This is a genomic window from Terrabacter sp. 05T424 (assembly GCF_056396225.1).
Window position 1 is genome coordinate 37,673 of record NZ_JBFTLB010000018.1, and the last position, 6,457, is coordinate 44,129.

Annotated in this window: 5 protein-coding genes; all 5 read left to right on the forward strand. The window is 71.4% G+C overall.

The features are described from left to right. Nucleotides 1–73 precede the first annotated feature (73 nt). Entirely contained in the window at nucleotides 74–1,501 is a 1,428-nt protein-coding gene (uxaC, locus tag AC1DE0_RS22120; RefSeq protein WP_478105735.1) for a glucuronate isomerase, read from the forward strand. After that, on the forward strand, nucleotides 1,498–2,937 hold the full coding sequence (locus AC1DE0_RS22125; RefSeq protein ID WP_478105737.1) for a mannitol dehydrogenase family protein: 1,440 nt from the start codon (nucleotides 1,498–1,500) through the stop codon (nucleotides 2,935–2,937). Before uxaC ends, AC1DE0_RS22125 begins: the two co-directional genes overlap by 4 nt. Beyond that, on the forward strand, nucleotides 2,934–4,565 hold the full coding sequence (locus AC1DE0_RS22130; RefSeq protein WP_478105739.1) for a gluconokinase: 1,632 nt from the start codon (nucleotides 2,934–2,936) through the stop codon (nucleotides 4,563–4,565). The genes AC1DE0_RS22125 and AC1DE0_RS22130 overlap by 4 nt, the downstream gene beginning before the upstream one ends. Before the next feature lie 79 nt (nucleotides 4,566–4,644). Then, nucleotides 4,645–6,114 (forward strand): glycoside-pentoside-hexuronide (GPH):cation symporter, encoded by a 1,470-nt coding sequence (locus tag AC1DE0_RS22135; RefSeq protein ID WP_478105741.1) that lies wholly within the window; start codon nucleotides 4,645–4,647, stop codon nucleotides 6,112–6,114. A 75-nt stretch (nucleotides 6,115–6,189) separates the two neighbouring features. After that, nucleotides 6,190–6,457 (forward strand): FadR/GntR family transcriptional regulator (locus tag AC1DE0_RS22140; RefSeq protein ID WP_478105743.1); only part of this gene is annotated, 268 nt, incomplete at its 3' end.

The window sequence follows — 6,457 nt, forward strand, 5'->3', positions numbered from 1 at the left end:
GGTGTGGCAAGCGTCCTCGGCAACAGGTGGCAACCCGTAGCCCTGCGCGCACCCGAGGCAGACGATGGACGACATGACGACTCTCGCCGCGGCCCGTCCGCTCGCTCTCGACCCTGACCGGCTCCTGCCCGTCGACCCCGGCACCCGCGAGATCGCCCGGCGCCTCTACTCAGTGGTCGCCCACCTGCCGATCATCTCGCCCCACGGTCACGTGCCCCCGGTGTGGCTCGCCGACGACGTGCCGTTCACGGACCCGACGTCGCTGCTCATCTCGCCGGACCACTACGTCTTCCGGCTGCTGCACGCCCAGGGCGTCGCGCTGGAGGACCTCGGCGTCGCCGGTCGGACGCTCGACGCCGCCGGTTCGCGACGGGCGTTCGGGCTGCTCGCCGAGCACTGGAAGGCCTTCCGCGGGACGCCGAGCCGCTTCTGGATGGACAGCGTCCTCGCCGACGTCTTCGGGGTGACGGAGCGGCTCTCGCCCGAGACGGCCGACGGCATCTACGACCACGTCGCCGCCACGATCGCCCGGCCCGACTTCCGCCCGCGCGCGCTGATGGACCGATTCGGCATCGAGGTGCTCGCCACGACGGACGACCCCGCGGACGACCTGCACCACCACCGCGTGCTGCGCGACGACGCGAGCTTCGCGCCGCGCGTCGTGCCGACGTTCCGTCCCGACCGCTACCTCGAGCCGGGCAGGGCGGGCTTCCCCGACCTGATGGGAGACCTGGCCCGGGCGAGTGGCATCGACACCGGCACGTATGCCGGCTACATCGCGGCCCTCGAGGAGCGGCGCCGCTTCTTCAAGGACAACGGCGCCGTGTCGTCCGACCACTCGCACGCCGACGTGGAGACGCTCGTGCTCGAGGGCGTCGACGCCGCACGCATCTACGACGCCGCCCTCCGAGGGGTCGCGAGCCCGGGTGATGCGACGGCGTTCCGTCGCCACATGCTCGTCGAGATGGCGCGGATGGCCACCGAGGACGGCCTCGTCATGACGCTTCACCCGGGCGTCCACCGCAACCACCACACGCCGACGTTCGAGGCGTTCGGTGCCGACACGGGCCACGACATCCCGACCACGGTCGAGTTCACGAAGGGCCTGCAGCCGCTGCTCGACCGGTTCGGCACGGCGGATGGCTTCCAGCTCGTCCTCTTCACGCTCGACGAGACAGTCTTCTCGCGCGAGATCGCACCGCTGGCCGGCTTCTACCCGAGCGTCTTCGCGGGTGCGCCGTGGTGGTTCCTCGACGCCCCCGAGGCCGTCCGCCGGTTCCGCGGGGCGGTCACCGAGACCGCCGGCTTCTACCGGACGTCGGGCTTCATCGACGACACCCGGGCGTTCCTCTCCATCCCTGCGCGCCACGACATGTCGCGCCGTCTCGACAGCACCTACCTCGCGCAGCTCGTCGCGGAGCACCGTCTCGACGAGGACGAGGCCCTCGAGACCGCCGTCGACCTCGTGACCGCCATCCCCAGGAAGGCGTTCAAGCTGTGAGCACCGAGACCAGCCCCAGCCCGTCCATCCCCTCGATGCCGCCGTATGCCGTGAGCGCCGTCCCGGGAGCGCGGCTGAGCAGGCAGCACGCCGGCCGGCCGGCGGCTCCCGTACGCCTCGTCCACCTCGGAGTGGGGAACTTCTTCCGGGCCCACGCGGCCTGGTACACCGAGCACGCCCCTGACGCGGACGAGTGGGGGATCGCCGCGTTCACCGGGCGGTCCGCCGCAGTCGCCGACGCGCTCTCGGCGCAGGACGGGCTCTACACGCTGCTCGTCCGTGCTGAGGACGGAGCGCGTCCGGAGGTCGTCTCGAGCCTCAGCGCCGTGCACCCGGGCGATGACCTGAAGGCCCTCCGCGGCTACCTAGCAGACCCGGCGGTGGCCGTCGTGACGTCGACCGTCACGGAAGCCGGCTACAAGCGTGCGGCAAACGGGAGTCTCGACCTGGCCGACAAGGACGTCGCCGCGGACATCGCTGCGCTGCAAGCGGATCCGGTCACTGGCGTCGTCGTGACGACGCCCGGACGCCTCGTCGCGGGTCTCCTGGCACGTCGTGCCTCCGGAGCAGGCGGGATCGCGATCGTGCCGACCGACAACGTGCCCGACAACGGAGAGATGGCCGCCCGGGTCGTCGGCGACCTGGCCGCACAGGTCGACTCCGACCTCGCGGCGTGGATCCCCGAGAACGTCTCGTTCGTGACGACGATGGTCGACCGCATCACGCCGCGCACGACCGACGACGACCGCGCCGCAGTTCGCGACCTGACCGGGTTCGATGACGCCGCCGTCGTGCCGACCGAGCCCTTCTCCGAGTGGGTGCTCGCCGGTGACTTCCCGGGCGGGCGACCCGCCTGGGATGCCGCCGGGGCGCGAGTGGTCGATGACGTGCGCCCCTTCGAACGCCGAAAGCTCTGGCTGCTCAACGGCTCCCACTCCCTCATGGCGTATGCCGGCTCGGCCCTCGGGCACGAGACCGTGGCCGACGCCATCGCCGACCCGGTCGTCCGCTCGTGGGTCGACGCCTGGTGGGACGCGGCCGGACGGCACCTGGACCTGCCGGCCGACGACGTCACCGGCTACCGTGCCGCGCTGCTCGAGCGCTACCGCAACCCGGGTATCCGCCACCTGCTCGCGCAGATCGCCGCCGACGGTTCGCAGAAGGTGCCGATCCGCGCGGTTCCCGTCATCCGGGCCGAGCTCGAGCGCGGCGTCGCCGCCCCCGGCGCCACCCTGCTCGTCGCCGCGTGGGTGGCCCACCTGCGTGGCCTCGGTGCCCCGGTCACCGACGCTCGGGCCGACGAGGTGACCGCCCTCGCAGCCGGCTCGGTCGAGGAGGCCGTGCAGCGCACGCTCGCCTGGCTCGACCTCGACGACGAGCGCCTGGCTTCCGTCGTCGCGCAGCAGGTGCACGACCTGGCGGCCCGGTCCCGATGAGCGGCGCACCCCGGGTGGTCATCGGCCTCGACGTCGGCACGACCGCCGCCAAGGCGGTCGCGTTCGCGGTGGGCCGGACGCCGCCCGCCGGGACCGCGCAGAACGTCTCGGCCACCCACGAGTACCCGCTCATCCGCCCGCGCTCCGGGTGGCGGGTCCAGGAGCCCGAAGCGGTCCTGACTGCCGTCGACCGCGCGCTCTCGGATGTCGTCGCCCAGCTGGACAGGGCCACCGTGGTCGAGGCCGTGTCGATCAGCACGGCCATGCACGGAGTCATCGCCCTCGACGGTGACCATCGCCCCCTCACCCCGATCGTCACGTGGGCCGACGCGCGGGCGCGCGACGTGGCCCGTGAGCTGCGTGCCACCCCGGTCGCGGCCGAGCTGCAGCGCTCCTCGGGCACACCCGTGCACTCGATGTCGCCACTGACGAAGCTGCGCTGGTTCTCCCGGAGCGAACCGGAGCTCACGACTCGCGCGACGACCTGGGCCGGCCTCAAGGACATCGTCGTCCTCGCCCTGACGGGACGCGTCGTCACCGAGCTGTCGTCGGCGAGCGGGACGGGTCTGCTGTCGATCGCCGACCGCACGTGGGACCCACGCGCCTTGGGGCTGGCCGGCGTGCGACGTGACCAGCTGCCCGACGTGCTTCCGACGACCGCGTCCTTCCCGCTCTCCGCTGAAGCGGCCGGTCGCACCGGGCTCACGGCCGGCACACCCGTCGTGCTCGGCGCCGGCGACGGCCCGCTCGGCAACCTCGGCACGGGCGCCATGAGACCCGGTGTCGCCGGTCTGTCGCTGGGCACGAGCGGTGCCCTCCGACTTGTCGTCGACGAGCCCTTCGCCGACCCCACGGGCCGGCTCTTCTGCTACGCGCTGACCGACGACCGGTGGGTCGTCGGCACCCCGATCAGCAACGGGGGAGCCGTCGTGCGCTGGGCGGGTTCGGTCCTGGCTGCGGACCTGCCCGAAGGTCCCGACCGTGACGCCGACGTGCTCGCGCTCGCCGATGGCGTGCCACCGGGCAGCGAGGGCCTCGTCATGCTGCCCTTCCTGCTCGCCGAGCGCGGGCCCCTCTGGGATGCCGACGTGCGCGGCGCCTTCCTCGGCCTGCGCCAGCACCACACGCGCGGCCACTTCGTGCGAGCGGCGGTCGAAGGCGTCGCCTTCCAGCTGGCGACCGTGCTCGACGGCCTCGACGCGGTCGGTCCCGTGACGTCGATCCGCGCCACCGGTGGGGTCTTCCGGGCGCCGCTGTGGCGCGAGGTGCTGGGCGGCGTCCTCGGACGTCCCCTGCTCGTGACCGCAGGCGCGGAGGGCTCGGCCCTCGGTGCGGCCGCGCTGGGGCTCTACGCGCTCGGACAGGCTCCTTCGCTCGAGGCTGCGCTCGAGGCGCTGTCACCGGGGCTCGTCGACGCGGACCCGTCCGGTCCCGACGCGATCGTTCCCGACGCGTCTGACGTGGCCGCCTACCGCGCCGCCCGCGAGTCGGCTGCCAGACGGCTGCGCGAGCTCGCAGCCGCAGCCGACCTGCTCGCCCTCCCGACACCCGGAACCGGCGCACCGGAGGCTGCTCAGGCGCCCCCGACGACAACCCCGACGACAACCCCGGCAACAAGCGGCAACTGATTGCTGGTGCGGGCCCGGCGGCCGTGTACTTGAAACATCATCCGGCAGCAATGCCATGGCCCACAAAGGAGTTCGGCTGATGGCCACCATCACCACAGAGCAGATCGCTCAGAAGTTCATCGACGAGCGGCTGCCCAAGCGCTCGATCGTCGGCTACGGTTTCGGCGACTTCGCCAACAACCTGGCCTTCACCCTGAGCACGGCGTTCCTGCTCTACTACTACACCGACGTCGCCGGACTCTCCGCAGCTGCCGTCGCGACGATGTTCTTCGTCGTGCGCCTCTGGGACGCGTTCGCCGACATGCTGGCCGGCCGGCTCGTGGACCGCACGATGACCCGCATGGGCAAGTTCCGCCCGTTCATCCTCTTCGGCGCGGTTCCGCTGCTCTTCCTCTCCTTCCTCACCTTCCACATCCCCGCGTCGATCGACGACGGCGCCAAGCTGCTCTACGCGTACGTGACGTACGCCGTGCTCGGACTGGTGTACTCGCTCGTCAACATCCCCTACGGCTCGCTGGCCTCGGCCATGACGCAGTCGGTCAAGGAGCGCGCGAAGCTCGTGTCGTCCCGCTTCTTCGGAGGCGCCGTCGGCGGTGTGGTCCTGACCTACATCATCGCCCCGCAGATCTCCGACCTGAAGGCCGCGAAGAAGACCCTCTCGCCCGAGGCCTACCGCGAGCAGGCGCAGGCGATCTTCACGAACACGACCCTGCTCTTCATCGCGGTCGGGTCCCTGGCATACGCCATCACCTTCTTCCTCTGTCGCGAGAAGGTCGTGCGCACCACGCCGCGTGTCTCCCTCCGTGAGACCTGGGACGCGTTGCGGCACAACGGCCCGCTCGGCATCCTCTGCGCCTCGAGCTTCTTCTACCTCATCGGCCTCTTCGCGGTCGGCGGCGCAGCAGCCTTCTACGCGCAGTACGTCATGGGTGACATCAAGTGGCTCGGCCCGATCACCCTGGTCAACAGTGGCATCTCCATCGTCGCGGCGCCCTTCATCCCCAAGGCCGTGGACACGTTCGGCAAGAAGTCGCTCTTCCAGTGGTGTGGGCTGTTCACGGTCGTCGGCGGCCTGGCGCTCTTCTTCACGCCGACCGGTGCCATCGCCCCCGCCCTGATCTTCCTCGGCATCAAGGGAATCGGCGCCGCCCTCATCAACACGCTGATGTTCGGCCTCGAGGCCGACACCGTCGAGTACGGCGAGTGGAAGTCGGGCGCCCGCTCCGAGGGTGCGACCTACGCCGTGTTCTCCTTCACTCGCAAGATCACCCAGTCGATCGGTGGCGCGCTCGGCGCCGCGGCCCTGGCCTGGGGTGGCTACCTCTCGGCGAGCGCCGCGAACCCCAACCCGGTCCAGCCGTCATCGGCCATCGACGCCATCCGCTTCACGATCGGGCTGCTGCCGGCGATCGCCGCCGCGATCGCGATGGTCATCTTCTGGAAGTACCCGCTCACCGACCAGCGCTTCCGCGAGATCCGCAACGAGACGGAGCTGCGCAAGGCGAAGCAGGGTCACCTCGTCCAGTCCGACGGCACCGTCGTCGACTGAGATCGACCGGGCCGGTGTCGCGCAACCGCGCGGCACCGGCCCTGCCATGTCCGCCCTCCGTGACCGAGGAGACCCGTGAGCACGACAGCCACAGCGCCCGCACCACCGTCCACGGCCCTGCACGCCCGCGTCCTCGACACCCTGGGGCGTCAGGTCGTCTCGGGTGACCTGGCGCCCGGCACGGTGCTGCGCACCGACCAGCTCGACGAGCGCTACGGCGTCTCCCGGTCGGTGGTGCGCGAGGCGATCCGGGTGCTCGACTCGATGGGCCTGGTCGAGGCGCGCAAGCGTGTGGGCGTCCGCGTGCTGCCGAGCTCGTCGTGGAACGTGTTCGACCCGCGGG